Source organism: Streptomyces sp. Root1310 (genome assembly GCF_001426425.1).
Classification (GTDB): Bacteria; Actinomycetota; Actinomycetes; order Streptomycetales; family Streptomycetaceae; genus Streptomyces.
The window spans coordinates 191,030-215,182 of sequence record NZ_LMEQ01000023.1; the positions used below are offsets into that span (position 1 = coordinate 191,030).

Here is a 24,153-nt window from a genome sequence, read left to right on the forward strand (position 1 = left end):
CGATGACCGCACCGGGCCGAAGCCTCCCTTCGGACGCGAGGAGCAGACATCATGCCGACGTCACAGCCAGGCGGCTCCCGGCCCTCCCCGGAGCGCGCCACCCCGGACAACCTGCTCCACACCCGTACCGGCACCGAGGTGTCGCCGGAGGACATGGTCCTCGCCACCGGCCGGGACATCACCCCGCGCAGTCTCGAGTGGGCGCGGCGCAAGCTCGCCGAGGAGGGACCCAGCGCGATCGAGAAGCTGCTGCCCTAGTAATCCTGGGCAATCGGGGTCCGCCCTTTCGCGGCGGCCCTGCGGCTGCCAGACTCCGGGGCGTGCCCGACTTCGACATGCTCGTCCTCGGATCAGGTCCCGGCGGTCAGAAGGCCGCCATCGCCGCGGCCAAACTGGGCCGCCGGGTCGCCGTCGTAGACCGCCCCGACATGGTCGGCGGGGTCTCCCTCCACACCGGCACCATTCCCTCCAAGACGCTGCGCGAGGCGGTGCTGTATCTCACCGGTCTCACGCAGCGGGACCTGTACGGGCAGAGCTACCGCCTCAAGGAGAACATCACCGTCGCCGACCTGACCGCCCGTACCGAGCATGTGGTCGGGCGTGAGATCGACGTCATCCGCAGTCAGTTGTCCCGCAACCACGTCGCCCTGTTCGCCGGCACGGGGCGGTTCGTCGACGACCACACCGTCGCGCTGCGCGAGATCACCGGGCAGGAGCGGCTGATCCGCGCCGAGCACATCGTGATCGCCACCGGGACGCGCCCGGCGCGGCCGGACAGCGTGGAGTTCGACGGGCGGACCATCCTCGACTCGGACAACGTGCTGACGATCGAGCGGGTTCCGCAGTCCATGGTGATCGTCGGCGCCGGTGTGATCGGCATGGAGTACGCGTCCATGTTCGCCGCGCTCGGCAGCAAGGTCACGGTGGTGGAGAAGCGGGCCGGGATGCTCGACATGTGCGACGTCGAGGTCATCGAGTCGCTCAAGTACCACCTGCGGGACCTGGCGGTGACGTTCCGGTTCGGGGAGACCGTCGCCGCCGTGGAACGGCATGCGCGCGGTGCGCTGACCGTGCTGGAGAGCGGCAAGAAGATCCCCGCGGACGCGGTGATGTACTCGGCGGGCCGGCAGGGCCTGACCGACGAACTGGATCTGGACAAGGCCGGTTTGACGGCCGACCGGCGCGGCCGGATCGAGGTCGACGAGCACTACCGCACGCCGGTCCCGCACATCTACGCCGTGGGCGACGTCATCGGCTTCCCCGCGCTCGCGGCGACGGCGATGGAGCAGGGTCGGGCGGCCGCCTACCACGCGTGCGGCGAGCCCGTCGGGCAGATGCACCGCCTCCAGCCGATCGGCATCTACACGATCCCGGAGATCAGCTTCGTGGGGCGGACGGAGGATCAGCTCACCGAGGACAGCGTGCCGTTCGAGGTGGGCATAGCCCGCTACCGCGAACTGGCCCGCGGTCAGATCATCGGCGACGCCCACGGCATGCTGAAGCTGCTGGTCTCGCCCGGGGACCGGACGCTGCTCGGGGTGCACTGCTTCGGCACCGGGGCCACCGAGCTGATCCATATCGGGCAGTCGGTGATGGGCTGCGGCGGGACCGTCGACTACCTGGTGGACGCGGTGTTCAACTACCCGACGCTGGCGGAGTCGTACAAGGTCGCCGCCCTCGACGCCACCAACCGGCTGCGGCAGTTGGACCGCATCGGCGACTGAGGGCGGCGCGAACCCCCGGGCCGCGGGCGCTCACTCCTCGACGATGTGGACGGCCGCCTCCTCGGCGCCCGCGGCCCCGCCGTCGATGCCCACGTCCCGGGCGATCTCCTGGGGGGTGGCGTCGGGGTGGGCGCCCTCGTCGGGGGCGACGAGCCGGCCGGCGCGCCGGTCACCGGCCTCGGGGTCGACGGGCTCGCCCTCGCCGTCGGGGAGGTCGCCGACGCCGTCGCCGGCCGGTTCCGAGACGTCCGGGACCTCCTGGGCGAGGCGCCGGTCGAGGCTCTCGCCCTCGTGCTGTTCGGCCGCGGTGGTGCCGTACTTGGTCACGCCGAGCGGCTTCTCGGGCGGGGACCAGCCCTCGTCGAGGGTGTCGTCGTAGGTGCGTTCGCCGACGGCGTCCTGGAGGTCGAGCGGGGCCGCGTCCTGCTGTTCCTCGTTCGTTCCGGTGGGCTGATACACGTCGTCGCCCATCGCCTCGGACTCCGTACCCATGGGTTGCTCCTTGCCGTCGGGGTCTGTTGTCTCCCCGTCCGCGTTTCCCGTGCGGCCCGCTCCAATCGCGGCACATGCCACCCGCACGGGCGAGGCGGAACTTACCCGTCCGTCAATCTTGAAAGCTCAATAGTTGGGGCTATAGTCACTCGCACACTCGGTGTGACCGTCCGCGAACACAGTGCTGGGATGGTCCCCTCCGCGCCCTTCTCCGCCGACGTCCCCGAGGTCATCCCCTCGCGACGCGCGGCGGCGCTTCACCCTCACCCCCCATACGTCGCCGGGTCGTCCCCGCCCGGGCGGCGTGCACGACGGAAAGCAGCGCAACCATGAGCAACAGCACCGGAAGAGGTCTCCAGGCGAATGTCCTGGGCACCTTCGACACGGTGGTGATGGCGGTCGCCGGCAGCGCGCCGGCCTACTCCATCGCCGCCACGACGGCGGTCCTGGCGGGCGCAGTGGGCCTGGCCGGACCGGCGGCGCTGCTGTACTGCGCGATACCGATGCTGGGCATCGCGCTGGCCTTCAGCCGACTCAGCCGGATCGACGTCAACGCGGGCGCCAGTTACTCCTGGGTGGGGCGCACGCTCCACCCCTTCCTCGGCTTCGTCAGCGGCTGGGCGCTGGTGATCTCGGCGACCATCTTCATGGTGGCGGGATCGCTGCCGGCCGGGTCGATGACGCTCGCCCTGTTCGACGAAGGCCTCGCCGACGACACGGCGCTGTCGACCCTCGTCGGCGCGGCCTGGTTCCTGGTGATGCTGGCGGTGGTGCTGGGCGGTGCCCGGCTGACCGTGCGCGCGCAGTTGATCATGTCGGGTGTGGAGCTGGCGATTCTGGCGCTCTTCGCGGTGCTCGCCGTCTTCCACACGGACAACTCGCTGCCGTTCGACTGGTCCTGGCTCGGATTCAGCCACTTCGACGGGGTGTCCGGCTTCGCGTCGGGGGCCCTGGTCGCGGCCTTCTACTACTGGGGCTGGGACGTGACCAGCAACCTCAGCGAGGAGACCCGGGACAGCCGCCGTACGACGGGCCTGGCGGGGCTGATCGGGGTGGGCATCGTCTTTCTCCTCTTCGAGGTCTTCACCATCGCGGTGAACGTCGTCCTCAGCTCGCAGCAGATCGAGAGCAACGGGGCCAACGTGCTGGCGGCGCTGGGCGAGGAGGTGTGGCCGGGCTGGGGCGGCAAGGTGCTGGTGGTGGCCGTGCTGCTGTCCACCGTCGCCACCCTGGAGACGACCCTGATCCAGGTGACGCGCTCGCTGTTCGCGATGGGCCGGGACCGTACGATGCCGTCCGCGCTGGGCCGGGTGCACCGCACCTGGAACACGCCCTGGGTGGCGATCGCGGTGGTGGGCGGGGTGGCGCTGGTGCTGTTCGTCGCCTCCAACGCGCTGGGCTCGGTGGGCGACATCCTCGCCGACGCCATCTCGGCGATCGGCCTGCAGATCGCCGTCTACTACGGGCTGGCGGGCCTGGCGGCGGTCGTCGCGTACCGCAAGACGCTGCTCAAGTCCCCCGCCGACTTCCTCCTCGGCGGGCTGTGGCCGCTGTTCGGCGCCGCGTTCATGTTCTGGATCTTCGTGGAGTCGCTCGGTGAACTGGCCCCCGCGGCGGTCGCCATCGGCATCGGCGGGCTCGCCGTGGGCCTGGTGCCGATGCTCTGGTACTGGCGGCAGGGCAGCGACTACTACCGGCCCGCCCGGCTGGACGCCTCGCGCACCGTCGAGGCCGACTACGTGCCCGAGGGCCGCCCGGCGACGCACTCGGCCGGCCACGAGGGCCTCTCCACCGACTTCTGAGAGGGGCTCCGATGGCGCGCGACCGCTTCGCTCCCGATTTCGACCCCGACTGCGGGGACGCTCCCCTCTCCTCCACCCGGCACGACATCGTCATCGGCCGCTGGCAGGGCCTGCGGGACCTGCTGCGCGCCACCGGCCCCGACTGGCTCGCCCGCGGCCACCGGGTCCGGCTGCTGGCGCAGGCCTGCGCGGGCAGTTCGACGGTGGAGACCTGGCTGGCCGCCGAGCCGCACAGCGCCGACGCGCTGGTGCTGCGGGCGGCCACGGAGACGGCCCGGGCGTTCAACCTGGCGATCACCGCGGGCCGTGGTGTGCCGATCGACCAGACGCGGGTCGACGCGGCGGTGCTGTCGTGTCTGTCCGCAGCCGAGGCGTACCTGGACGACCCGACGCCGTGGACCTCGCTGATCTCGGTCGCCCGTCTCTACCCGGCCGGGGTGCGCCGGCAGGAACTGGCGCGCTGGTGGGACGAGTTGCATCAGCGGGATCCGTACAGCATGGAGGGCCACCTCCAGGTGCTGCACTACTACTCCGCCCGCTGGCACGGCTCGCACGGGCTGATGTACGACTTCGCCCGTGACGCGGCCGGCGCGGCCCCGCCGGGGTGTCCGCTGCCGGTGCTGGTGCAGTACGCGCGCGTCGAGGAGTTCCGCCACGCCCTCGACTCCACACCGGACCGCTCCACCGCGGCGCGGCTCGGCCAGCACTGGAACAACGACGGTGCCGTCAGCGACGTCCGCCGCACCTGGGAGCGATGGGTCATGGGCCGCAAGGACGACGCCGTCGCCCCGGGCGAGCTGCGCGACTTCAACTACCTGGCCCACGCGGCGTGTTCGGCGGGCACCGAGGACGTGGCGACGCCGCTGCTGCGGATCCTCGGCCACCGGGCGACCCGCACGCCCTGGTCGTACACCGGCGACCCGGCCCAGCAGATCGCCAGACGGCGCAAGGAGTGGGGCGTGCGCGACTGAGCCCGCCCCCTCCCGCCGCCGCACGGCCCCGGAGCGGCCGGTCACCAGGTCGTGCCGGCCTGCTCCCGGATCGTGTGGTTGATGCGGTTGAAGAAGTTGGTCATCGCGATCTCCAGGATGATCGCCGCCAGTTGCTCCTCGCCGAAGTGGTCGGCGGCGGCGTCCCAGATCTCGTCGGTCACGCCCGCCGCTCCGTCCTGGATCCGGGTCGCGGCCTCGGTCAGCGCGAGCGCCGCCCGCTCCTCGTCGGTGAAGAAGGGGGTCTCGCGCCAGCTGACCACGCTGTGCAGCCGCCGGTCGGTCTCCCCTCGCTTCTTCGCCGCCTCGACACCGGCGAACACACACGGGCTGCATCCGTTGATCTGGCTTGCCCGCAGGTGGACCAGTTCGAGCAGGCGCGGATCGACACCCCCCGCGTGGACCGCCTTGACGAGGTGCTGGATCGCGGTGATCACGTCGGCGTTCGCCGGGCCCTTCATGCGTGCTTCCATCGTCCGGCTCCTTCATCGGTTACCTGTGCCCCTCCGGGCCCGTCATCTCCATGACGGAGCAGAGCCAGGGAAGGTAACAACATGTCCGACACCAGCCCGACGGATCCGGTGGCCGAGGCGTTCGAGGCCCAGCGCGACCGCTTGCGCGCGGTCGCCCGGCGCATGCTCGGCTCGCACGCCGACGCGGAGGACGTGGTCCAGGAGGCCTGGCTGCGGTTCTCCCGCCAGGACACGGCGGCCATCCACAACCTCGGCGGCTGGCTGACCACGGTGGTCGGCCGGATCAGCCTCGACGTCCTGCGCGCGCGCCAGGCCCGCCCCGAGGCGTCCTACGACGACGGGCTGCCCGAGCTCATGGCGGCGACGGCCGCCGACGGACCCGCGCCGGAGGACGACGCGGTGCTCGCCGACTCGGTCGGCCTCGCGCTCCTGGTCGTCCTCGAGTCGCTCGGGCCGAGCGAACGGCTGGCGTTCGTGCTGCACGACCTGTTCGCGGTGCCGTTCGACGAGATCGGCCGGATCCTCGGCAGGTCCGGCGATGCCAGCAAGATGCTCGCCAGCCGCGCCCGCAGAAAGGTGCGGGCCACCGAGCGGTCCACGCTCGTCGGGCGGGAGGGGCGGGAGCGGCGGGAGGTCGTCGAGGCGTTCCTGACGGCGGCCCGCCAGGGCGACTTCGAGGGACTGCTGCGCGTGCTCGACCCCGGGGTGAGGCTCGCCGTCGACACTCCCGACGGCGTGATCGTCACCCTCGGCGCCACCCGCGTCGCCACCGGCGCGAAGCTGGCCGCGGGTGCGGCCGCCCGGGGGCGAGCGGTGCGCGTGGGCGGCCTGCCGGGGCTGGTGTCCTGGCACGAGGACGGCTCACCGCTCTCGGTCATGGCCTTCACCGTCACCGACGGCCGGATCATCGCCATCGCGATCGTGACCGATCCGGCCAGGCTCGCGGCGATGGATCTGCCGGGCCCCGGGTGACGTCCGACGGCGTCGGCTACGACGAACGCGGCTCGGTGGCGTGCGGGCCGTCCGGTCTGTCGCGGCGCCGTTCGACCATCTCGTGGCTGAGTCGCTCCGTCTCCGTCTCGGGCAGCCGCTCGAATCCCTCCCCGGTGATGACCGAGACGACCGGGAAGATACGGCGGCCGAGGTCGGGGCCGCCGGTCGCGGAGTCGTCGTCGGCCGCGTCGTACAGGGCCTGCAGGGCGGCCAGCGCCGCCTCGCGCCGGGACATGTCGGCGCGGTACAGCTTCTTCAACGCCCCGCGCGCGTACGGCGATCCGGAGCCCTCGGCGTGGAAGGGCGCCTTCTCGTACAGGCCGCCCGCCACGTCGAAGCTGAAGATGCGGCTCCTGGCGCCCGGGGCGGCCGCCGTGTCGTAGCCCGCGAGGAGCGGGACGACGGCGAGGCCCTGCATGGCCTGGCCGAGGTTCTGCCGGATCATCGTGGCCAGTCTGCGCGCCTTCGCGCCGAGGGTCATCGCGGCGCCCTCGACCTTCTCGAAGTGCGTGAGCTCGACCTGGTACAGCTTCACCATGTCCACGGCGAGTCCGACCGTGCCGGCGAAGGCGACGGCGGTGTGGTCGTCCGCCGGGTACACCTTCTCCAGGTCGCGCTGCGCGATGAGATTCCCCATCGTGGCCCGGCGGTCGCCGGCGATCAGCACACCGTCGCGGTAGACGAGGGCCAGCACGGTCGTACCGTGCGGGAAGGTGTCCGGGGCGGCGCGGAACCCGTCGGCGAACGGGCTGCGCGTCGGCAGGAGTTCGGGGCGGTGCGCCGCCAGGAAATCGCTGAAGGACGAGCCGCCCGCCGTGAGGAACCCGTCCGCGAGCCGCCCCTCGTGCCCACTCCGCGCCATGCCACTCCCCCTCGCCGACCGCGACTCCCCCCTACCTACCAGCACCCGGCGGCCGGGAAACACACCGCCGGACACCGGCCCGGCGCTCAGCGGGTGTTCGGCCCCCGGTGCGGAGGCTGGCGGGGCGTCGGCCGGTCCGGCACGGGCGGTACGGCGCGGACGACGGGGCCGTCGCCGTTCACCAGCACGGGAGCGCCGTGGTGCCGGATCCTCAGGGGGGAGCCGGACAGCAGGGTGTACGTCGCCTTGTCCGGTCCGATCTCCACCCGCAGGCGGCGGCCGAGGAGTTGGACGCTGAAGGCGAGACGGCTGAACCTCTCCGGCAGCCGGGGGGCGAAGCGCAGGCCCTCGCTGTCACCGCGCAGCCCGCCGAATCCGGCGACCAGGGCCATCCAGGTGCCCGCCAGGGACGCGATGTGCAGCCCGTCGCGGGTGTTGTGCTCCAGGTCGGCCAGGTCCATCAGCGCGGCCTCGGTCGTGTAGTCGTAGGCCAGTCGCAGATGGCCGGCCTGCGCGGCGATCACCGCCTGGCAGCAGGCCGAGAGGGAGGAGTCCCGGACCGTCAGCGGCTCGTAGTAGGCGAAGTTGCGGGCGATCTGCTCCTCGTCGAAGTGGTCCGCGCAGGTGTACATCGCCAGGACCAGGTCGGCCTGCTTGACGACCTGTTTGCGGTAGAGGTCGAAGTAGGGGAAGTTGAGCAGCAGCGGGTACTGGTCGGGGCGGGTGCCCGCGAAGTCCCACTGCTGGTAGCGGGTGAAGCCCGCGTGCTGTTCGTGCACGCCGAGTTCGTGGTTGTAGGGCACGTGCACCGCTTCGGCCGCGTCCCGCCAGGCCGCGCTCTCCTCCTCGTCCACGCCGAGCCGCGCGGCCTCGCCCGGGTACCGTGCGACGACGTCGGCGGCGGCCAGGAGGTTCGACCGGGCCATGAGGTTGGTGTAGGTGTTGTCGTCGGCGACCGCGCTGTACTCGTCGGGTCCTGTGACGCCGTCGATGTGGAAGGTGCCGTGCGCGTCGTGGTGGCCGAGCGAGCGCCACAGCCGCGCGGTCTCAACCAGCAGTTCGACGCCGGTGGCCGCCTCGAAGTCCCGGTCCCCGGTCGCGGTGACGTACCGGACCACGGCGTCGGCGATGTCGGCGTTGACGTGGAACGCGGCGGTCCCGGCCGGCCAGTACGCCGAGCCCTCCGAGCCCTCGATCGTCCGCCAGGGGAACGCGGCGCCGCGCAGGCCGAGCTGGACGGCCCGTTCGCGGGCGGCGGGCAGGGTGTTCTGCCGCCAGCGCAGCGCCTCGGCGACCGCGCCGGGAGCGGTGTAGGTGAGCAGGGGCAGCACGAAGGTCTCGGTGTCCCAGAAGGCGTGGCCGTCGTAGCCGGACCCGGTCAGCCCCTTGGCGGGGATGGCGCGTTGCTCGGCGCGGGCACCGGCCTGGAGCACGTGGAAGAGGGCGAAGCGGACGGCCTGCTGGATCTCCTCGTCGCCGTCGACCTCGACGTCCGCGCGGGACCAGAAGTCGTCGAGGTAGGCGCGCTGGTCGTCGAGGAGGCCCGACCAGCCGCTGTGCCCGGCCGCTGCGAGGGCCGCCTCCACCTGGTCGCTCATCGCGGGCCGGGAGCGGGCGCCGGACCAGCCGTGCGCGACGAGTTTCTCCACCCGCAGCTTCTCACCCGGCTCCAGCACGGAGGTGACGGTGAGCCGGGCGACGTCGACGTTGCTCTCACCGGCGACGGTGGTCCGCTCCGGGCCGGTGACCTCGTGGTCGGCGGCCACGGCCACCCGCAGTCCGCTGCGCTTCGTGCGGTGGACGAGCCGCAGCCGGCGGCCGACGGCCACGTCCTCCTCCGGCTCCAGCGGTGACTTCAGGGCCCGGGCCGCGCGCGGGTCGCCGTTCGGGTCGGGCAGGCTCTCGTTGGTGACCAGCTCGGACTGGATCACCACCCGGGAGGTGCTGCCGACGGCCTCCACCTCGTAGGCGACGGCGGCCACCGCCCGCTGGGTGAGCGAGACCAGCCGGGTCGAGCGCACCCGGACCGTGGACCCTGCGGGCGAGGTCCACTCGCAGGTCCGCTCCAGGACGCCCCGGCGCAGGTCGAGCACCCGCTCGTGCGAGACGAGCCGCCCGTAGCGCAGGTCGAACGGCTCGTCGTCGACGAGCAGCCGCAGGATCTTGCCGTTGGTGACGTTGATGACGGTCTGCCCGGACTCCGGGTAGCCGTAGCCCGCCTCGGCGTAGGGCAGCGGGTGCAGTTCGTGGACGCCGTTGAGGTAGGCGCCGGGCAGACCGTGCGGCTCGCCCTCGTCCAGGTTGCCGCGCCAGCCGACGTGCCCGTTGGAGAGCGCGAAGACGGACTCGCTCTGCGCGAGGACGTCGAGGTCGAGCCGCGTCTCGCGCACGTACCAGGGCTCGACGGTGTAGGACCGGTCCTTGATCACTCCTGCTCTCCCCCGTCGACGCCGCCCGGGAGGTCTCCCGGTTCCGCGAGATCGGCGAGGTCCTTCACCACGATGTCCGCGCCGTGCGCGTACAGCGCGTCGCTCTGCCCCACCCGGTCGACGCCGACGACGTAACCGAAGTTCCCGGCGCGGCCCGCGTCCATTCCGGCCAGCGCGTCCTCGAAGACGGCCGCCCTCGCCGGCTCGACGCCGAGGTCGCGGGCGGCGGCCAGGAACGTGTCGGGGCGCGGCTTGCCCGGCAGTTCCCGCTCGGCCGCCACGACGCCGTCGATCCGTACCTCGAAGAGGTGCTCGGCGTCGATCGAGCGCAGCACGTCACGGGTGTTGGCGCTGGAGGAGACGATCGCCGTCCGCAGGCCGCGTGCGCGTGCCGCCGCTATGTAGCGCAGGGTGCCGTCGTAGGGCCGGACGCCCTGGGTGCGGATCTTCTCCAGGAGCAGCTCGTTCTTGCGGTTGCCCAGCCCGTGGACGCTGTGCGCGTCGGGCGGGTCACCGGGTTCGCCCTCGGGCAGTTCGATGCCCCGGGAGGCGAGGAAGGTGCGGACGCCGTCGGCGCGGGGGCGGCCGTCGACGTACTCGTCGTAGTCGTGGGACTCGTCGAACGGCCGGAAGTCCTTGCCTCCGTGCGCGTACAGGAACGCGTCGAAGGTCTCCTTCCAGGCGGCCGCGTGCACCACGGCCGTTCGGGTGACGACCCCGTCGAGGTCGAAGAGACAGGCCTGGATCGTTCCGGGGAGACCGAGCGTCGACGTCATACGGTCCCTCTTCCCCCGCATCGGGCCGCTCACCGGTGTGTCGCGCGCCACACCGGGTCAGTCGTGCGGGAAGGAATGGTGCTCGTGGGCGATGAGCCAGCGGCCGTGCTCCTTGCGCAGGCCGAAGGTGAGCCGCAGCCGCAGGCTCGGGCACTCGGCGAGTTCCTCGGGCGTGCCGCAGCGCAGCAGGGCGTGGGCGTAGGCGACGTCGTTGCCTGCGGTGACGTCGAGGGTGTCGATGTCGAAGCGGGCGCCCTGGGCCTGCCAGAGGAAGAAGGGCGGCCAGGTCGCCCGGTAGGCGGCCAGGCCCCGGATGCCCTCGTGGGGCGCGGGCACGTCGTACATCACCAGGTCCTCGGCGTGCTGGTCGAGGACGGTGTCGAGGTCGCCCCGGTGGACGGCGTCGGCCCAGCGGGTGATCAGGGTGCGGATCTGCAGTTCGTCGTCGGACACGGTCGTCCCTCCTCTCCTTGCGGCCTTGCGGGTCACCTTCCAGGAGACTGCGACACTCTGCTGTGTGCTCACTTTCGACGATCTGCTCATACGTGCCCGCGCCCTCGCCGGGGACGGCCGCCGACGCGCGCTCCTCGGTATCACGGGCAGTCCGGGCGCGGGCAAGACGACGCTCGCCGAGCGTCTGGTGCGGGAGCTGAACGGCACCGGGGATCCCTGGGTCGCGCACGTCCCGATGGACGGCTTCCATCTCGCCGACGTGGAACTGGACCGCCTCGGCCGACGGCACCGCAAGGGGGCGCCCGACACCTTCGACGCGGCCGGGTACGCGGCGCTGCTGCGGCGGCTGCGGGAGGAGACGGACGGGGAGGACCTCGTCTACGCGCCGGGCTTCGAGCGGGAGCTGGAGCAGCCGGTCGCGGGGGCCGTGCCAGTAGCGCCGACGGCCCGGCTGATCGTCACGGAGGGCAACTACCTCCTCGTCGGCACGGGTGCGTGGGCGCGGGTGCGGGCGGCCCTGGACGAGGTGTGGTTCTGCGAGACGGACGAGGACGAGCGCCTGCGTCGGCTGATCGCCCGGCACGAGGAGTTCGGCAAGGGTCACGACGAGGCCGTGGCCTGGGTGCTGCGCAGCGACCAGCGCAACGCCGAGCTGGTGGCGACGACGCGGGACCGGGCCGATCTGGTCGTGACCCTGCCCCGCCGCCCCCCGGGCGTTGTCGGTGGCGGGCGCTAGCTTCGATCCCATGACCGACGGAATCGTGTGGCTCGTGGATCTGGACGGCTGGATGTCCAGCGTCGTGTTCGCGCGCGGGATCTCCCCCGAGGAGCTGGCCCGGCGCATGGGAGCCGACCCGGGCGGGGCCACGGAGCCGATCACCGACGCCGAGGTGTGGCAGCTCGGGATCACGCAGTGGCGGCCGGCCGAGGACGGGGACGGCGTGGTCCGGGTGGGCAGCTCCGGGGACTGGTCGTTCGCCCTGGAGTACGGGGACTCGACCGGCGGGGACCTGCTCGCGGAGATATCGCGCGACGGCGTGGAGGCCGTGCGGTACGTGCCGCCCCAGGAGCACCCGCCCGCCGACTTCCACTACGCGCGCGACGGCGTGTTCGTGTCCGGCTACGGGCTGCGGGAGGAGGTGTGGCGCTGGGGCGCGGAGCCGGATCTGCTGCTGCCCGACCTGGTCGCCGCGGGCATCCTGTCCTCCGACGGCGGCACATGGCTTCCGCCGGAGGACGAGGACTACCGGACGGGCTCCCGTCGCAGCCTCGGTGTGGTGGAGCGGCGGTTCGGGCTGTCCCTCTCCCCCGCGTTCCTCCGGGACGCCCGGCTGCCCGCGTACGCGGTGCGCGGCACCCCGCGGATGACCCTCAGCCCCTGACGGCGGGGCACAGCGTCAGCGTCGGCTCGGCGTGCGCGTCGTCGGGGCCGAGAACGGCGGTGAAGGCGTCCGTCCGCACGGTGAGGCCCTCCTCGGCCCACTCGACCGAGACCGTGAACGGCTCCTGGGTGCCGTGGCGGACCGCGAACACGTGCAGGTCGTCCGGCGCGTCAGGGAGCGGTCCCGCCTCCAGCGCCGTCGAGCTGACCAGGTGACTCCAGCCCTCGTCGGGGTTGCCGTAGCCGCGCGGGTCGGCGGCGAGCGCGAAGGCGGCCTCCTGCTGGGTGAGTTCGGCGCGGGCGTCGAAGTGCTCGGCGCCCTGCGCCTCGGGGTGCGTGAGGCGCAGGCCGCCCGGCGAGGAGACCGCTCCGTGCGCGGTGCGGCGGACCCGGTCGCCGTCGTCCTCGGCGTACGGCAGGCCGGCCAGCAGGTACGGCGTCCCGTCGAGGCGCTCGACGGCGACCGTCGTCCACAGGGTGGCGCCGTCGGTGACGTACAGGGAGCGCACGCTGCGCAGTACGTGGTCGCGGCCGACGACCGGCTTGGTGACCAGCTTGGCGGTCAGACCGCCGGCGCGGGCGTCGCGGACCCGGACCTCGCCCATCGGCCGGCACAGCAGGAAGCCGTCGGTGACGGGGCCGAAGCCGTGCTGGCGGTCGACGGCGGCGGGCAGGTAGTAGGTGCCGGCCGCCTCGACGAGTGCCGGGGTCATCCGGTCGTCGAAGGCCACCGAGACCGTGCCGGAGCGCAGTTGGTGCCGTGCGGATCCGGTGGACGGCTCGCGGTGCCAGCGCGTGGTGTCCTGGATCTGCCAGACCAGCATCCACGCGAAGTGGCCGTCGACGCCGCCGTCCGCCTTGACGGCGTGCCGTGCCCAGCGGCTGTCGCCCCGGTAGCGGCCCAGGTCGGCGCCGATCCGGGCGCCGAAGTAGCGCAGGCCGAGGACGGACTCGAAGGCGGAGTGCTGCTCGCTGTAGCGGGGGCCGCCGTTGTCGAAGCCGCCGCCGGTGAGCCGGGCGTCGAGATAGCGGGCGAGCGCCTCGCCGTCCTCGGCGAAGACCTCCTCGCCGCTGATCCGGTGCGCCTGGGCGAGGAAGGAGAGGGAGATCGGGCCGTAGTTGTTGTCGTAGGCGCCGCCGTGCTCGGGGGGCAGCAGGGCGCCCCGGTCGCGGACCCGGTGGGCGCGGATCTCCTCGGAGTAGAGCGCGAGGGCCCGTGCGCGGACCGGCTCGCCGTCCCGCGGCGGGAGGTGGCGGGCCAGCATCAGGCCGCCGACCACGCAGCCGATCGCCTGGTTGCCGGCCTCCTGGGGGTTGAAGAAGGTCGCCTCGGTCAGCCAGCTCCAGTAGCCGCGCGCCAGCTCCAGCAGTTCGGCGCGCTGTTCGTCCGGCACCAGGCCGTCGGCGGTGTCGAGCACGTTCACGGCCTGGAGCAGTGCCCACACCGTGCTCGGCCAGTCGCCGACGGGGTGCGCGCCGGCCGCCAGGGTGTAGCGGGCGTACGGGAGTCCGCAGCCGCGCACCCTCAGGTTCGGATAGCCCGGGTTGTCGTCCCGGTAGACCCGTTCGCGCAGGTGGAAGGCGAGGCTGCGGTGCACCGCCTCCGGCAGCCGCGGGTCCTTGGTGCGCTGCCAGGCCAGGGCCAGCAGGGAGGTGATGCCGAGCGAGGTGTCGCCGATGTCGTCGACGCAGTCGGGGTGCTCCAGGTTGCCCTGCGGGGTCAGGCGGCGCAGGGCCTGTTCGGTGACGTCGGCGAGGACGTCGTCGTAGGCCTGCGGGGTGTCGGGCAGGTCGTGCAGCGGGCCGCGCTGGTGGAGGAGGTGCACGGGAGGGGACGTAGGGGGCACGGGGGTCAGCCCTTCATACCTGAGATGGCCATGGCGTGGGTCGTCGGAGTCACACGACGGGTGCGGGCCGGCGGGCGCGCAGTGCGACGGTCAGTGTGTGCGGGCCGTGTCCGCCGAGGTAGACGCGGTTCCCGGTCGTCGCGTCGGTGCCGCCCACCACGGTGTGGTCCTGCCCCGGGTCGTAGCGCAGTACGTCGCTCCGGTCGGGCCCGGCAAGCGGTTCGCCTGCCTCGACGTCGGCCTCGACCCGGATCTCGTCGTCGCCGACCCGGTAGGTCATCGGCCCGGTCGTCAGGCACCAGCGCCCGTCGCCGATCGGTACGGCCCCCTCCGGCACGCCGCCCGGCCGGAAGGCCAGTTCGAGGGCCCAGGGCACCCGTGGTCCGCCGATGTCGATCCGCAGGTCGGCGCCGTCCTCCCGCAGGTCCACCTCGACGCGGGTCGTGTGGGAGACCTCGTCCCGGGGGCGGTCCGGGAAGGCCATCGCGGCCGAGAAGCGTCCCTCGTCCGCCACCCGGTAGGCGCCGTCGTCCCGTCGGCGCTCCGGCGGCAGCGGCTGGTAGTAGGCGGCGGTGAGGGTTTCGGTGAGCCGGTACCGGTGTTCGGCGCGCTGTTGCATGCCGGCGGCGCGGAACGGGCCCAGGTCGAAGAACCCCCGGGAGAGACGGACCGCGTCGAGGACGGCGTCGCCGGCGAACAGGCGCAGGAAGGTGGGGTTGCAGGCGAGGCCCGAGCGGATGCGCCGGTGCCCGGGCACGTCGGAGCCGCCGTACACCACGGTGTGCGCGGTGGCCGAGGCGCGGGCGGCGAGGCGGGCGGTGGTGAGGTGGCGGTGGCGGGGCAGTGGCTCCACGGCCGGTGCGGGCAGGGCGCGGCACAGATCCGGGGTGAGGAGGGTCTGGGCGAGCAGGTCGGAGTCGTCGATGCCGTCGGCGGCCGCCAGCAGTGCCGCGCGGGCGAAGTCGCCCCGGCCGGTGCGGATCGCGAGCAGCCGGTAGTGCGGCAGGTAGGGCGCCAGCGGGAACCGGTGGTTCTGGTCCTGCCGTCGCGAGTGGACGGTCTCCACCGTGCCGTCCGGCCTGATGAGGTCCAGGGTCGTGGCGAGATGGCGTTCGACGGCGTCCTGAAGGTCGGCGCGGCCGAGCACGTCGGCCAGGAGCAGCAGCGACGGGTTGGACACATGGCTCGCGTAGACGGCGCTGCGTTCCGAGTACAGGCCCTCCGCGTCGATGTCGACGCCCTCGGCGAGCCACTCCCCGACTCGGTCGAGCAGCCGGTCGTCCGGGAACGACCGGTGCAGCCGGGCCAGCGCCGCGCACAGCTCCCAGCGGTGGTTCGGGGTGTGCACCCCGCCGGTCAGGAGGCTGCCGGAGGCGGCGCCGGCGATCTCGGCGAGCGCGGCGGTGACCTCGCGCAGTTCCGGTCCCGCGCCGGCGGCGAGGACGTGCGCGTCGCACACGTCGTTGACGGTGAAGGCGGAGTCCGGCGGCGACTGCACGTTGTCGCCGCCCGCGAAGAGGCCGGAGGCCGTCTGCGCGGCCCGCAGGGCACGGAGGTGGGTCAGCGCGGCGGCCACGGCCGCTCCGCTGCCGTGCAGTGCCGAGTCCGGGGAACGGTACGCCGCGACCAGGGTCTTCACCCGGCGGGCCAGAACGCGGTGGGTCACACCGGCGGGTTCCACGTCCGGGCCGGCCGCCAGCGGGGCGGCCGGCCGGTCGGCCGCGCGGGCCACCGCGCGGCCGAACTCGTGGTCGAGCGGGGTGGGCAAGGTCAGTCCTTCAGTCCGGCATTGATGTCGGCGCTCATGACGTACCGCTGGAACACCAGGAAGACGGCGATCAGCGGGATCATGGAGATGACCGATCCGCCGAGCAGCACCGACCAGTTGATGTTCTGCGCACCGACGAGGCTCTGGATGCCGATCTGCACGGTGAACTTGTCGGGGTCGTTGAGCATCAGCAGCGGCCAGATGTAGTCGTTCCACCGCCACTGGAACGACAGGATGGCGAGCGTCAGCATGATGGGCCGGGAGATCGGCACCATGATCCGCAGGAAGATCGACAGTTCGCGGGCGCCGTCGATGCGGGCCGCCTCGACGAGCTCGTCGGGGACCGTCAGGAAGAACTGGCGGAACATGAAGCATCCGGTCGCGGTGAGCACGGCCGGGAGGATGATGCCGGCGAACGAGTTGTAGAGGCCGAGGTTGCGGACCACCAGGAACTCGGGGGCGAGCATGACCTCGGACGGCAGCATCGTGGTGGCCAGGATGCAGAGGAAGAAGACCTTGAGCCACTTGTTGTCGTACTTGGCCAGCGCGTAGCCGGTGCAGCAGCTGACTCCCACCGTCAGGATCGTCGTGACGACGCACACGAGGGCCGTGTTGACGAAGTACTGCGAGAAGTTGGCGCTGTCCCACGCCGCCTCGTAACCCGACAGGGTGGGGTTGTGCGGAAGCACCGTCAGCGGGAGGGAGAACAGGTCGCCGGCCGGTTTGAAGGAGCTGAGGACGAACCACAGCACCGGGAGCCCGTAGAGGGCCGCCAGGATCCACAGCAGGGTGGTCGCGGACACCGCCCCCCGGAGGCTGCCGCTGCTCGCTCTGCGGGACCGCTTCCTGGGGAGGGCCCGTACGGAATCGGCGTCGGTCTTGCGCGGCGCCTCTGTGGTGGTCATCGGTTCTCCATCCGCCGGTTGACGATCAGCTGGATGATCGCGACGGCCATCAGGATGAGCATGAGCACGAACGACGCGGCGCTCGCGTAGCCGATCTGGCCCGTTTTGAAGCCGGTCTGGTAGATGTACTGGACGAGCAGGTTGTTCGAGGTGCCCGGTCCGCCGTTGTTGAGGGCGAGGAAGAGCGGGTATTCCTTCATCGCGTTGATCGTGTTGAGCAGGATGACGATGAAGGACGTGGGCGCGATGCTCGGCAGGGTGATGCTGACGAACTGGCGCCAGGGGCCGGCGCCGTCGAGCGAGGCCGCCTCGTAGTACGAGGTGGGCACGTTCTTGATCGCCGCGATGAACAGCAGCATCGAGAAGGCCGTTCCCCACCAGGCGCCCGCCATCACGACCACGCCCAGCGACAGGTCCGCGTTCGACTGCCACGCGATCGGGTCTCCGCCGAGCTGTTCGATGACGTAGTTGATCAGTCCGAAGTTCTCACCGAACAGCCACCGCCACAGGACGCCCACGACGATGGGCGAGATGAGCCACGGGATGAAGAAGACGACACGGGCGATCGACGCGCCCTTGGCCTGCTTGCTGACCACCAGGTTGGCGATGAGCAGCGAGAGCGCGAAGTTGAGCGGAACCACGAGGACGGCGTACAGCAGCGTCCGGCCCAGCGCGTCGTAGAAGATGGAGTCGCCGAACAGGTTCTGGTAGTTGTCCAGGCCGACGAAACTGAACGCCCCCACGCCCGTGTAGTTCGTGAAGGAGTAGACGAGCCCGATCACCGCCGGCCAGACGAAGAACAGCGAGAAGAGCACGACGTTGGCCGCGATGAGGACGAGCGGCGCAAGGGTGTACTTGCTGCGTCTCCTGGGCGGGCTCGCGGACACGTCCGAGGCGCGTTTTGTCATCTTCCTGACTCCGTGCTGGTGGAAGGGATTCCTGTGGGCTCACGCCATGAGCCCGGCATTGGGTGGGCGCCCGGGCCGGGCGGCGGTGTCTCGTTCCCGCCGCCCGGCCCCCGGTCCTGCGATCAGCCGCCGACCTGCTGGTTGTAGCCGGCCACGATGTTCTCCAGGGCCTTGTCGGCCGACTGCTGGCCGTTGATGGCCTTGCCGAGCTCCGTCTTGGTCGGGTCCTCGGTGAGGCTCTTGCCCTTCAGCACCCAGTTCGTCTGCGCGCCGTTGAAGTAGCCGGAGATCGGGGCGTAGAGCGGGATCGACTCGTTGTACAGCTTGAACGCCGCCTGCGCCGCCTCGGAGGTGAAGGGGTACTTCGGGTTCAGACCGCTCTCGACCGGCAGGAAGCCGGACGCCTCGCACAGCGCCTGGTAGTGGGCCGGCTCGTACAGCCAGGACAGGAACTTCGTCGCGGCGGTGGCCGCGTCGCCGTTGTTGTTGAAGCCCACCGTCATGCCGCCGCTGTTGACGTCACTGGCCTGCACCGGCTGGGCGGGGGTCGGGACGCTCGCCCACTCGAACTTCTTGATGCTCTCCGCGAAGGCGGGAACCTGCCACACACCGGACCAGAAGGCGGCCACGTCACCGCTCTGGAACATGGCCGACGGGTCGGCGCCGCTCGTCCACACCGACTTCGGCATGGTCTTGTCGTCGTTCAGTCCGACGAAGTAGTTCACGGCCTTCTTGGTCGCCGCGTCCACCGAGAACTTGCCGGAGGAGTCCGCGTGGACGTACTTGCCGCCCATCTCGTAGACCATGGCACGCAGCCTGGACGGCGACTGGTCGAAGGTCAGGGAGTACTTGGCGCCGGTCTTCTCCCGGACCGTGTCCGCCGCCTTGATGAAGTCCGTCCAGGTCCAGGTGTCCTGGGGCGAGGTCGGGACGGCGACGCCGGCCTTCTCGAACAGCGTCTTGTTGATGAACAGGCCGGACGCGGTGACGTCCGAGGGGATGGACAGCACCTTCCCTGACGAGTCCTTGGCCAGGAAGTTGGCGTTGATCTTGTTGGTCTTGTTGTTGGCGATCGAGCTGAGGTCGATCAGCTTGCTCGACCAGATCGGGTCCAGCGCCGGCACGGCCGCCACGTCGGGCAGGGAGTTCGCCTGCGCGGCGTTGTGCAGCTTCGTCGTGTAGCCGTCGTAGGGGATGTTGACGAGCTTGACGTTGACGCCGGTTTCCTTCTTGTACTGCGCCACCATCTTCTTCCAGCCCGCGTCCTGTCCCGGAACCGTGGAGATCCAGAACGTCAGCGACTTGGAGGTCCCGCCCGAGCCGGATCCCGACCCGCATGCGGAGAGAAGCAGGGCACCTGCCGCGGCCCCCGCAGCGAGGGGAACCAGGCGGCGTATGCCGCCGCGGCCGAGTCGGCTGGAGCGCCGCACACCCACAGTGGTCATCTTCGATCCCTTTTTTTCGTCGTAGGGGACGGAGCACGGCGCCGACCGAGGCGGCACGGGTGCATTTTGCAGGAAGGTTTGCTTTCCGATGGCGTCGGCCTCGCCCGGCCGCGTCGCCTCTGCGGGTGGGATCCCCGGCCATGAGGGCCGTCGTCGCACAAGCACGCCCTCGTGCGGCTGCCGTACTTCACGTACGGGCGGGATGCTCAACCCAAGCCGGCGTCCCGGCCGACTTAGAAAGCGCTTGTCCGGACATTGGCAGACTGAGTTGCGGGCCGTCAATCCTTGACCCGCGCGGCCTCGGTCACGGTTTGGACTCCCCGGGCGACCGCGAGCCGCGCGGCACCCGCGACGGTGCCGGTGTCCCCGACCGTGCTGCTGACCACCTCGGTCGGCCAGCTCAGCCGCGCCAGCTCGGCCCGCACACCGGGCAGGAGCTGCGGATCGGCGCCCGTACCGCCGCCCAGCACGATCAGGCCCGGGTCCAGCACGGCGGTCACGGCGGCGGCCAGCCGGCCCACGTCCGCGGCATGGCGGCCGACGACCTCGACGGCCGGGGCACAGCCCTCCCCGGCCAGGACGAAGAGCCGCTCGGTGGTGCGCGGGCAGGGGCCGTCGGCGGCCTTCCAGGCCGCCGCGGCCCGGCGCAGCAGAGAACGGGCCCCGATGTACTCCTCCAGGGCCTCCTGGCGCGGCTCACGGCCGTCGTCCCAGGGGTAGGGCAGCCGGGACAGCTCTCCGGCGGCGCCGTTCGAGCCGCGCAGCACCGAGCCGCCGACGACGATGCCGAGGCCGATGCCCACACCGATCCGTAGATAGCCGAAGGTGTGCCGGCCGCGCGCGGCCCCCTCGTGCAGCTCCGCCAGCGCGGCGCAGTTGACGTTGTTCTCCAGGTGGACGGGCACGCCCGGCGGCAGCGCGACGGCCATGGCGTCGAAGACCGGGCCCGCCTTGGCGGTCGCGGGCCGCATACCGCTGCCCCGCCGGTCCCGCGCGGCCACGTCACCGACGGCGACGACGATGCTGCGCAGCGGAAGGCCGGCGGGCAGCGCGCCGAGCGCCTCGCGCACGGCGTCGGCCGCGTCCGTCCGGGAGGCGGTGGCCTCGGCAAGCAGGGAGCCGTCCAGGGCGCAGCCGCGGACCCGGGTGAGGGCGGGGCCGAGGTCGACGGCGAGCACGGCCCCGGCGGCGGGGCCGAGGCAGTAGACGGCCGCGGTACGCCCGGTGCCGCTGGAGGAGGTCCCGGAGTGGGTGGCGAGCCGGGCGCTCTCCAGCTCCGCCACGGCGGCGGACACCGTCGGCTTGGACAGGCCCGCCAGGCTCGCGAGCTGCGGCCGGGTCGCGCTGCCCGCCTGGGCCAGCACGGCGAACACCGCACTCGCGCTCTCGGTCAGGCGGGGGGCTTCCGCCACGTCGAGTTCCACAGTTTCCCCCACACGGGTACAGGGCCGCGCGCCCGGACCGATCGTCCCGGCGGGCTGCGGCGATGGGATGCTCCGACGTCGCGCGTTCCCGTCCCGCGGCGGCCCGGACGGGAGCCTGGACGGTCGAGTGCGCGATTGCTCTTGACGCACTGTACTTCGTTAGTTAACTTCCTAACGAACTTCACGGTACTCGCCTGCCGTGCTCGTCAGAAGCCCGTCCCGGGGCTTCCCTAGTTCACCGATCCGCCATCCCTCAGACACGGTTCGCCCGCCGTCGCTGCTCCGCGCAGCAACGACGAAAGAGGATCCGTGCAGGACTCTCCACCTTCGGCCGCCCTCGTGGTCGGCATCGACGTGGGCGGCACCAAGACCCATCTCCGCGCCCTCACGGGCGACGCCGTCGTGACCGACCACGTCCGCGCCAGCACCGGCTGGCGGCCGCACGACCCCGCCGCGGCCGCCCGCCTGCTGACCGGGCTCGTCCGCGCGACGCTGCCCGAGGGCGCGCGCCCGGCCGCGGTCGCCGTGGGCGCGCACGCCTGCGAGACACCCCGCCAGTGCGCGGCGATCCGCGAAGCCCTCGAACTCTCCCTCGGTGTGCCCGCGCGCGTGGTGGGCGACGCCGAACTGCTCGTGCCCGCCGCCGGACTCGACAAGGGAGTCGGCCTCGTGGCCGGCACCGGCTCGGTGGCGGTGGGCCGGCTGCCGGACGGCGACCCCGTCCAGGTCGGCGGCTGGGGCGCGGTCCTCGGCGACGAGGGCGGCGCCGCGGGTCTGGTCCGCGAGGCGGCCCGGGCCGTGTGGGCGGCCCACGACCGCGGCGAGGAACCCGGAGCGCTGGCTCGGGCCCTTCTCGCCGCTTTCGGCGTGCCCGAGGTGCCGGCGCTCGGCGCGGCCCTGGAGGGCGCCTCGGACGTCTCCGCCGAGTGGGGACGGCACGCGCCCGCCGTCTTCGCGGCGGCGGCCGGCGGCTCCGCGCTCGCCCGCTCCGTGATCGCCGAGGCCGGTGCGGCGCTCGCCGCGCTGGTCGCCCGCCTCGCCGCACGCGGTGTCGCGGTCGACGACGTCGTCGTGGCGGGCGGCACGGTGCTCGGCCAGCCGGCGCTCTACGAGGCGTTCGCCGCCGGGCTCGCCGACGCCGTGCCCGGGGCGCGGCCCCGGCCGCTCACCGTGCCGCCGGTCGAGGGCGCGGTGGCGTTGGCGCGCGCCCTCCTGTGAGGCGCGGGCCCCTCGTTCACCCGCAGGACACGCACCGGTCGCCGGGTCATCGCGGACGCGACACGACTCGGCCGTAGATCTTCGCTCGTACGCGTCCTACGGCTCACCCGTCGTCGAAAAGACATCCGGGGCGCGCCCGACCGCACGTGCACGTGCCCCGCACGTGTCCCGCACCTCCCCGCAACTCCCCGCGCACCACCGCTCCGCACGCATCACCGCAGGTATCCCGCACGTCCTCCCGGCCGCACGGCCGAAGAGCTCGAGAGAGGCACACTCATGCCGTCACCCGCCGGGCAGTCCACCCCCTCGGCCGTGAACAGAAGGCGTTTCCTGCAGGTCTCCTTCGGCGGCGGAGCGGCCCTGGTGGCCGCTCCGACGCTCGTCTCCTGGCTGGGCGCCGCCGACGCCAAGGCCGCCACCGGCCCGCTGCCGTTCGTCGACGACTACAAGACGAACGTCACGACGAACCTCACGCCCGAGACCAACGCCGTGGTGCGGATCCTGGGCGGCTTCGCCCAGGTGTGGAAGACCGGCGCCGCCTGGAACACCGGCACCCCGCTGCGCCCGGAGACCCTGCGCGCCAACATGCGCTACTGCATCGCGGTCACCCGCTCCCGCACGGAGGCCGCGGGCCGGCAGGCGTTCGTCTACGACCGCCAGCACCAGAGCTACGCGATGATCGGCGGACTCGGTCCCCTGACGGAGCTCTACAAGAGCGGCGCCAGGGCCGTCACGTCGATCACCAGCGCGCCGGACACCACTCCCGCCACCACGATCAGTGACGCGGTGCCCGCGGACGCGCCCGCCGGCTCCGCCATCGGCGCCGGCTCCTACACCTCCGACCTCGGTCAGGTCGCCAGGCTCGTCGACACCGTGCGCGGCCCGTTCGCCTCCGGCAACCCGGGCAAGTACGCCTTCCAGTACCCGCGCCCCTGGCGCATGAACGAGAACAGCGAGGTCGTCGACACCGGGAAGACCGATGCGCTCGGCTTCCCGGTGTACGACTCGAAGGTGGTCGTCGTCCCGCAGCTGCTGCGTCAGCGCGGTACCTCGGCGACCGACGACGGCGGCTTCCCCAGCGGGCACACCAACGCCTTCCACCTGGCGTCGCTGGCGTTCGCGTACGCCGTGCCCGAGCGGTTCCAGGAGCTGGTGACCCGCGCCCTCGAACTCAGCCACACCCGGATCGTCTCCGGCATGCACTCCACCGTGGACGTCCTCGGCGGCCGCATCATGGCCACCGCCCTCGCCGCGGCCGCGCTCGCCGACCCGGCCAACGCCGAGCTCAAGGCCGCCGCCCGCGCCCAGGCCCTGGCCTACTTCACCGAGAAGACCGGCACCACGGCCGACACCCTGGCCGCCTACGCGCACTCCGACGCCTCGGACGCGTACGCCGACCGGGAGGCCAACGCGCGCGCCAACGAGCCCCGCCTGACCTATGTCCTCGAGCGCGAGGGCCGCAGGACGCCGCTCACCGTGCCCAAGGGCGCCGAGGTGCTGCTGGAGACCCGGCAGCCGTACCTGAGCGCGGCCCAGCGCCGTGAGGTGCTGCGCACGACCGCGCTGCCCTCCGGGTACGTGTTGCTGGACGGCTTCGAGCAGTGGGGCCGGCTGAACCTGTTCGCGGCGGCGGACGGGTACGGCGCCTTCGACTCCGGCGTGACGGTGACGCTGGACGCGGCGAAGGGCGGTTTCGACGCCGCCGACGTCTGGCGCAACGACATCGAGGGCGAGGGCGGTCTGACCAAGCGCGGCTCGGGCACGCTCACCCTGACCGGGCACAACCGCTACCACGGCGGCACCGTGCTGGCGGAGGGCGCGCTCGTCGCCGGGCACGCCGACGCTCTCGGCCAGGGCGATGTGCGGCTGACCGGCGGCACACTGCGCGCGGACGCCCCGGTGCGGGTGCGGGGCGCGTGGGCCCAGGAGTCCGGCGCGGTGCTGGACCTGACGCTGCGCGGGCACCACGGGCCCGTCCTCACGGTGTCCGGCCGCGTCCGGCTGGAGCGGGGGGCCGTGCTGTCGCTGCGCCTCGACGCCGACCGGCCGCCGGCCGCGGGGACGACGGTCCCGGTGATCGGCGCCTCGGCGCTGCGCGGCCGGTTCGACCGCGTCGAGCTGAACTCCGACCGCCTGCGCGCCGTACCCGTGTACACGGCAGACGGTCTGTCGGTACGACTCCTGAAGCGCTGACACCCCGCGCGGCGGGAGCCGGTGCGGAGCGAGCCCCCGAGGCGGCTCCGCACCGGCTCCGGCCGCCGCCC

Annotated in this window: 21 protein-coding genes; 9 read left to right on the forward strand and 12 right to left on the reverse strand. The window is 72.3% G+C overall.

The window, feature by feature from the left end:
- Window positions 1-51: 51 nt before the first annotated feature.
- Together ASD48_RS24980 and sthA are read left to right on the forward strand one after the other, a co-directional pair.
- Window positions 52-258, forward strand: coding sequence for a hypothetical protein (locus ASD48_RS24980; protein WP_057603951.1), 207 nt, complete (start codon window positions 52-54; stop codon window positions 256-258).
- Window positions 259-320: 62 nt separating this feature from the next.
- Window positions 321-1,724 (forward strand): Si-specific NAD(P)(+) transhydrogenase, encoded by a 1,404-nt coding sequence (gene sthA / locus ASD48_RS24985; RefSeq protein ID WP_057603952.1) that lies wholly within the window; start codon window positions 321-323, stop codon window positions 1,722-1,724.
- A 30-nt stretch (window positions 1,725-1,754) separates the two neighbouring features.
- Here the strand turns inward: sthA and ASD48_RS24990 are convergent, their stop codons facing one another.
- Entirely contained in the window at window positions 1,755-2,216 is a 462-nt protein-coding gene (locus tag ASD48_RS24990) for a DUF5709 domain-containing protein (protein WP_057603953.1), read from the reverse strand.
- Between the two features lie 329 nt (window positions 2,217-2,545).
- Between ASD48_RS24990 and ASD48_RS24995 the strand changes: the two genes are divergently transcribed.
- Together ASD48_RS24995 and ASD48_RS25000 are read left to right on the forward strand one after the other, a co-directional pair.
- A complete protein-coding gene (locus ASD48_RS24995; RefSeq protein ID WP_057603954.1) occupies window positions 2,546-4,018 on the forward strand; it encodes an APC family permease in 1,473 nt (490 codons plus the stop codon).
- Window positions 4,019-4,029: 11 nt separating this feature from the next.
- A complete protein-coding gene (locus tag ASD48_RS25000) occupies window positions 4,030-4,989 on the forward strand; it encodes a hypothetical protein (RefSeq protein ID WP_057603955.1) in 960 nt (319 codons plus the stop codon).
- Between the two features lie 41 nt (window positions 4,990-5,030).
- Here the strand turns inward: ASD48_RS25000 and ASD48_RS25005 are convergent, their stop codons facing one another.
- Window positions 5,031-5,480, reverse strand: a complete 450-nt coding sequence (locus ASD48_RS25005; protein WP_057603956.1) for a carboxymuconolactone decarboxylase family protein — start codon at window positions 5,478-5,480, stop codon at window positions 5,031-5,033.
- An 81-nt stretch (window positions 5,481-5,561) separates the two neighbouring features.
- Here ASD48_RS25005 and ASD48_RS25010 point away from each other — a divergent pair, with 81 nt between their 5' ends.
- On the forward strand, window positions 5,562-6,452 hold the full coding sequence (locus ASD48_RS25010; RefSeq protein ID WP_057603957.1) for a sigma-70 family RNA polymerase sigma factor: 891 nt from the start codon (window positions 5,562-5,564) through the stop codon (window positions 6,450-6,452).
- Between the two features lie 16 nt (window positions 6,453-6,468).
- Here ASD48_RS25010 and prcB read toward each other — a convergent pair whose 3' ends face one another.
- The 4 genes from prcB to ASD48_RS25030 form a co-directional block, all read right to left on the reverse strand.
- On the reverse strand, window positions 6,469-7,335 hold the full coding sequence (gene prcB, locus ASD48_RS25015) for a proteasome subunit beta (protein WP_057603958.1): 867 nt from the start codon (window positions 7,333-7,335) through the stop codon (window positions 6,469-6,471).
- An 86-nt stretch (window positions 7,336-7,421) separates the two neighbouring features.
- Window positions 7,422-9,764, reverse strand: coding sequence for a glycosyl hydrolase family 65 protein (locus tag ASD48_RS25020; RefSeq protein WP_057603959.1), 2,343 nt, complete (start codon window positions 9,762-9,764; stop codon window positions 7,422-7,424).
- Window positions 9,761-10,540: a beta-phosphoglucomutase family hydrolase gene (locus tag ASD48_RS25025; protein ID WP_057603960.1), complete on the reverse strand. Its 780-nt coding sequence runs from the start codon at window positions 10,538-10,540 to the stop codon at window positions 9,761-9,763. The genes ASD48_RS25020 and ASD48_RS25025 overlap by 4 nt, the downstream gene beginning before the upstream one ends.
- A 57-nt stretch (window positions 10,541-10,597) precedes the next feature.
- Window positions 10,598-10,993 carry an SgcJ/EcaC family oxidoreductase gene (locus ASD48_RS25030; protein ID WP_057603961.1) on the reverse strand — a complete coding sequence of 132 codons (396 nt, stop codon included), beginning with the start codon at window positions 10,991-10,993 and terminating at the stop codon, window positions 10,598-10,600.
- A gap of 64 nt (window positions 10,994-11,057) precedes the next feature.
- Between ASD48_RS25030 and ASD48_RS25035 the strand changes: the two genes are divergently transcribed.
- A complete protein-coding gene (locus tag ASD48_RS25035; RefSeq protein ID WP_057603962.1) occupies window positions 11,058-11,729 on the forward strand; it encodes a nucleoside/nucleotide kinase family protein in 672 nt (223 codons plus the stop codon).
- A gap of 10 nt (window positions 11,730-11,739) precedes the next feature.
- A complete protein-coding gene (locus ASD48_RS25040; protein WP_057603963.1) occupies window positions 11,740-12,375 on the forward strand; it encodes a DUF6461 domain-containing protein in 636 nt (211 codons plus the stop codon).
- On the opposite strand, the gene ASD48_RS25045 is transcribed toward ASD48_RS25040, so the two are convergent.
- From ASD48_RS25045 to ASD48_RS25070, 6 genes are all read right to left on the reverse strand, one after another.
- Complete coding sequence (locus ASD48_RS25045) at window positions 12,365-14,200, reverse strand: hypothetical protein (protein WP_057603964.1); 1,836 nt, start codon at window positions 14,198-14,200, stop codon at window positions 12,365-12,367. The two genes, ASD48_RS25040 and ASD48_RS25045, sit on opposite strands and share 11 nt — an antisense overlap.
- 70 nt (window positions 14,201-14,270) lie before the next feature.
- Complete coding sequence (locus ASD48_RS25050; RefSeq protein WP_057603965.1) at window positions 14,271-15,989, reverse strand: hypothetical protein; 1,719 nt, start codon at window positions 15,987-15,989, stop codon at window positions 14,271-14,273.
- 2 nt (window positions 15,990-15,991) lie between these two features.
- Window positions 15,992-16,894 (reverse strand): carbohydrate ABC transporter permease, encoded by a 903-nt coding sequence (locus ASD48_RS25055; RefSeq protein WP_057603966.1) that lies wholly within the window; start codon window positions 16,892-16,894, stop codon window positions 15,992-15,994.
- Window positions 16,891-17,802 carry a sugar ABC transporter permease gene (locus tag ASD48_RS25060; RefSeq protein ID WP_057603967.1) on the reverse strand — a complete coding sequence of 304 codons (912 nt, stop codon included), beginning with the start codon at window positions 17,800-17,802 and terminating at the stop codon, window positions 16,891-16,893. Before ASD48_RS25060 ends, ASD48_RS25055 begins: the two co-directional genes overlap by 4 nt.
- A gap of 122 nt (window positions 17,803-17,924) precedes the next feature.
- Window positions 17,925-19,247, reverse strand: a complete 1,323-nt coding sequence (locus ASD48_RS25065) for a sugar ABC transporter substrate-binding protein (RefSeq protein ID WP_057603968.1) — start codon at window positions 19,245-19,247, stop codon at window positions 17,925-17,927.
- Window positions 19,248-19,525: 278 nt separating this feature from the next.
- A complete protein-coding gene (locus tag ASD48_RS25070; protein ID WP_242432726.1) occupies window positions 19,526-20,659 on the reverse strand; it encodes an ROK family transcriptional regulator in 1,134 nt (377 codons plus the stop codon).
- A gap of 321 nt (window positions 20,660-20,980) precedes the next feature.
- Here ASD48_RS25070 and ASD48_RS25075 point away from each other — a divergent pair, with 321 nt between their 5' ends.
- Window positions 20,981-21,889: a BadF/BadG/BcrA/BcrD ATPase family protein gene (locus ASD48_RS25075; RefSeq protein WP_057603970.1), complete on the forward strand. Its 909-nt coding sequence runs from the start codon at window positions 20,981-20,983 to the stop codon at window positions 21,887-21,889.
- Window positions 21,890-22,165: 276 nt separating this feature from the next.
- Complete coding sequence (locus ASD48_RS25080; RefSeq protein WP_057603971.1) at window positions 22,166-24,082, forward strand: phosphatase PAP2 family protein; 1,917 nt, start codon at window positions 22,166-22,168, stop codon at window positions 24,080-24,082.
- The last annotated feature ends 71 nt before the right edge of the window (window positions 24,083-24,153 follow it).